The sequence below is a fragment of the Streptomyces sp. NPDC006476 genome (genome assembly GCF_040612015.1).
Lineage (GTDB): Bacteria > Actinomycetota > Actinomycetes > Streptomycetales > Streptomycetaceae > Streptomyces > Streptomyces griseorubiginosus_B.
Genome location: NZ_JBEXPK010000228.1, coordinates 1 through 3,151, shown reverse-complemented (window position 1 = coordinate 3,151; position 3,151 = coordinate 1). Strand labels below are relative to the sequence as shown.

Genomic DNA, 3,151 nt, shown 5'->3' with positions numbered 1-3,151 from the left:
CCTGACGACCGGCGGCCTGGCCGTCGCCGCCATCGTCACGACCCCCTCGCCGCCGCCGTCGGCCACCAGTCCATCGCCGACCGCCGGCAAGAGCCAGAACGGGCCGCTGTGGTCGGCCGGCTCGGTCGGCCCGGGCAGCACCATCTACTGGACGCAGAGCAACCTCGCCCTCAAAACGACCCGGCCGCTCACCTCGCTCACGGTCGAGATACGGATCGTGCAGACCGGCGGGGTGAAGACCACCGGCACCTGGCAGACCCTGCCGAGTGATGACTTCACCGTCACCGTCCAGCAGGCCGGCGGCGCACTGGTCTACCGCTGGGTCCTCAAACCGGGCCTGACCGTGCCGGCCGGGAACCATGAGTTCGCCGCACAGTTCAACAACGGCGCCGGCGTGCGCACTGCCGCGGGCGACGGCTACCGCGTCGACGCGCGGGATTCCGGCGGCTCCCCCTCGGTCCGGGGAGGGTTCATCCCGACCCGGTGAATGCCGCTGTACGGCAAGGGGACGAGCCCGCTTGCCGCGCAAGGCAGCGGCACAAGCGTGAGCTTCGCCTTCGACCCGGCATATGTCGGGCCGCACTTCTGACCCAACCACCTGATCAGGGACGTCCCTCACGGGGAACGAAGGGATGACAACCCGCCCGCGTCACAGGTATTTTCGTCGGTCTTCCTCATCGGCAAGCCGCCCACGAAGCGATCCACCGATAGAACCCATCAGCACACTCAACGCCCCATCCACGCCTGCTACATCAGCATCTTGAGTGTCGTCCAACACCACGTGCAGGTCTGCTACAGGTTCGGAGCGCTGTGCGCGCACCGCTGCGGTGATGGCGATGTCCGCGGCCTGCTGCAGCTGGGGCTTGGACGTGCCGGGCCTGCTGGTCGGCCCCCAGCGCTCGCGCCGACGTCGAAGGAGACTGCGGATCACGCGTGTTCTCCCTCCGCCTGGGCGCGGAGCTGCGCGGCGCGGGCACGGGTCTCTGCGGCCTGCTCGGCAGCCTCGGGCGTGCCGTCCTCAACCGCGATGCGGTCCAGGAGGGCGGCCTTGCGTTCGTAGACCGCGGCGCGTTCGGCGGGGCCGGCACCGCTGCTGTGCAGGTGTCTGATCGCGGCGTCCACCTGGTGCATCTCCTCGTCAGCGGAGAGCGGCTGGAGGTGCCCGCTGACGGGGTATTCCTGGTCGCGGTAGGCGGGCAGGGTCTCGCGTACCCACTGGTCGAGCCAGCGCCCGGTCCAGGTGGGCTCGTAGGCGGCTGCGTGGATGCGCATGCAGGGGACGGGCCAGTTCTCGTCCTCCTGGAACGGCTCGACCAGGCTCAGCTCCCACTCGTCCATGGCCGCCTTGAACCGTTCGTGGGCGGACTGCCTGGTGATGCCCAGGGCCTCCCCGATCTCCTCCCAGCTGGTGCCGTTGGTGCGCTCGTAGATGACGGACCGGGTCAGCACCTCACGGGCCAGGTCGACCAGCCGCTGCGCCTGGGTCACCAGGATCCCGGGGGTGGCGTAGGTGTCATCGGTCGGGACGTTGGCGGCGGCTTGCATGGCCAGCTGCCGCTGTTCGTAGGAGAGGACGAGGCGGGCCAGGGCGGCGCGGCTGTAGGCGTACCGGTCGGTCTCGGGGTCAGGGTCAGTGTTCTTCATGCCGTCAGGCTTCCCTGACAACAGGTGAGTGCCAGGTATGGCCTGACAACGGCCGATTTCTTGCCGGAAGTGTCCGGATTACTGCTCGCTTGTTCCGGCCACTCCATGGCCGATCCGTGCCCGGCCTGGCAGGCGTCGACAGCATCTCTGCCTTTGATCTTGGCCAGTGCTCCGGCGTTTACGACTCTGCTGAGGAAGGCGTGATTCGAGCAGGGGCTGTGTCGTTGGTCCTCCATGGTTGTTGTGGTCGTGGGCGGGAGGACCGAGAAGGATGTCGCTGGAGCCGCGGGCTGATCAGGGAGTGCCGGAGCTGACGGGCCGGGTGGTGCGGGCCGCGTTTCCCAAGGGGACTCTCGCGGTGCGGATCCGGGAGACGCTGGGCCCGCTGTTTGAGGACGATGCGTTCGCCGATGCGTTCGCCGCACGGGGTCGTCCGGCGGTATCGCCGGGGGCGTTGGCGCTGGTATCGGTGTTGCAATACGAGGAGGGGCTGACGGACCGCCAGGCCCCCGTTGCTCAGCAACGTGGCCCTCTCCGTCCTGGACGAGCACATCGCCCGGGGCCCGGGAGGTCCGGCGAGCACCTTCAACGACCGCCAGAAACGCCGCCGTCGCGGACTGCCGAACTACCAGCTGATCCGTTACGCCGACGACTGTGCGTATCCCCTCCTCCGGCGCATCAACCGAATGTTGGTGGGCTGGGCTTGCCAGAAGTACAACGACTACGCCGCCGGGAGAAGCGGGCGGGAGAACTACTGACGGGCACGGCCCGCCGGTATCCCAACATGTTTGCCCACTGGCGGTTCGGCCTCAAGCCTGATGGCTGGGCGACGGGAGCCGTGTGAGCCGAGAGGCTCCCGCACAGTTCTGCGAGCGGCGGCGGGTGAGATTCCCGCCGCCGACTCACCGGTGCCTGGTCGTGTCGGGCACCAAGGCCGACGCGGAGGCGCTCAAGGAAGAGGCCGCCCAGGTCCTCTCCTCGATGGGCCTGCGCCTGCCGCCGGAGAAGACGCTGATCACCCACATTGACGAGGGCCTTGATTTCCTCGGCTGGCGCATCCAGCGCCACCGAAAGCGAGGCGCCGACAAGCACTACGTCTATACCCACCCGGCCCGCAAGGCCCTGGCGGCCGTGATGGCCAAGGTCAAGACGCAGTGCCGCAGAACAGGCACGGACATGCCCTTCGACACCCTGCTCATCTGTCTCAACCGGATGCTGCGGGGCTGGTGCGCCTACTTCCGGTCGGGAGTATCCAGCGCCGTCTTCCAGTACCTGAGCTCGTACGTCTGGGGCCGGGTCATCTGGTGGCTACGGCGCAAACACCCCCGGTTGACTTCTCCCCCAGCTGAAGCAGGGAGATTCTTCCCTCGCGGGTTGAGCTTTCTACTTCTCAGACAGCAGCTGCCCCGAATTAACGGCAAGGGACGTTGGTACGCCCAGCAGTCTTACGCCAGCTCCACAGACCTGACATCCCGCCAGCCCGGCGGTAGGCCCGGCCAGCTTGGTT

General features: G+C 67.9%; 4 protein-coding genes and 2 pseudogenes. 4 read left to right on the top strand and 2 right to left on the bottom strand.

The annotated features are described in order from the left end of the window. Positions 1–487, top strand: a pseudogene (locus tag ABZZ74_RS53325) (hypothetical protein); the annotation flags it as partial. Positions 488–649: 162 nt separating this feature from the next. On the opposite strand, the gene ABZZ74_RS53320 reads toward ABZZ74_RS53325, so the two are convergent. Together ABZZ74_RS53320 and ABZZ74_RS53315 are read right to left on the bottom strand one after the other, a co-directional pair. Next, a complete protein-coding gene (locus ABZZ74_RS53320; RefSeq protein ID WP_356951332.1) occupies positions 650–931 on the bottom strand; it encodes a hypothetical protein in 282 nt (93 codons plus the stop codon). Next, on the bottom strand, positions 928–1,644 hold the full coding sequence (locus ABZZ74_RS53315) for a hypothetical protein (protein WP_356951331.1): 717 nt from the start codon (positions 1,642–1,644) through the stop codon (positions 928–930). Before ABZZ74_RS53315 ends, ABZZ74_RS53320 begins: the two co-directional genes overlap by 4 nt. A gap of 271 nt (positions 1,645–1,915) precedes the next feature. Between ABZZ74_RS53315 and ABZZ74_RS53310 the strand changes: the two are divergent. The 3 genes and pseudogenes from ABZZ74_RS53310 to ABZZ74_RS53300 all read left to right on the top strand — a co-directional run. After that, positions 1,916–2,152: pseudogene (locus tag ABZZ74_RS53310) on the top strand (IS1182 family transposase); the annotation flags it as partial. A 16-nt stretch (positions 2,153–2,168) separates the two neighbouring features. Next, the gene (locus ABZZ74_RS53305) at positions 2,169–2,402 is read left to right on the top strand and encodes a hypothetical protein (protein ID WP_356951333.1); all 234 of its coding nucleotides are present in this window, start codon (positions 2,169–2,171) and stop codon (positions 2,400–2,402) included. Positions 2,403–2,562: 160 nt separating this feature from the next. Next, positions 2,563–3,151, top strand: a 589-nt coding sequence (locus tag ABZZ74_RS53300; protein WP_356951330.1) for a group II intron maturase-specific domain-containing protein, incomplete at its 3' end; no start/stop codon positions are given.